1 protein-coding gene is annotated in these 539 nt (G+C 63.6%); it reads left to right on the plus strand.

The window, feature by feature from the left end; genetic code table 11:
• On the plus strand, nt 1-539 hold a 539-nt coding region (locus DMP11_RS10360; protein WP_235869454.1), incomplete at both ends, for a hypothetical protein.

Genomic DNA, 539 nt, shown 5'->3' on the forward strand with positions numbered 1-539 from the left:
GGGTTTGGCGCTGGGCATACCGCTGGGCTTCTTGAGCTTCTCGGGCTTTCTCACGCAGATGCTCGACTCTGTTGGGTACTTCTTCGCGGCATCGCTCGCCTTGCTGGCGGTGCTGGTGCTGCAGATGGACTTCAACCGTTCCATCTACCAGATAGGGTTTCCGCTTGCGGGGGCGGGTTTGCTGGCGGTGGGCGTGCTGGGGCCGACGTCGGTTATGGCAGGCGTGCTGCAGGTGACGGGCTTCCTGTACCTCGACCTGGTGCTATGGGGTTTGGGATCGTATCTCATCAAAAACTGCGACCAGCCGGCCACCTGGGTTGCCTCTTGTCCCAGCACGGCGCTCATGACGGGGCGCGCGCTGGGCATAGTGGTGGGCAGCGTGGCCCTGCAGGTGCTGGCGGGCTCCGAGCAAGTCGTGGTGTTCTTCTGCGCTCTGGCCTTCTTGGTGCTGATGATGGCGTTGCTGCTGACGAACAATGCGAACATGCGCACAGGTTGGGGGTTCGTGCGTCCCGGCGATCCCGCCGAGCCCACGAGCC

The sequence above is a fragment of the Parvibacter caecicola genome (assembly GCF_003725335.1).
Lineage (GTDB): Bacteria > Actinomycetota > Coriobacteriia > Coriobacteriales > Eggerthellaceae > Parvibacter > Parvibacter caecicola.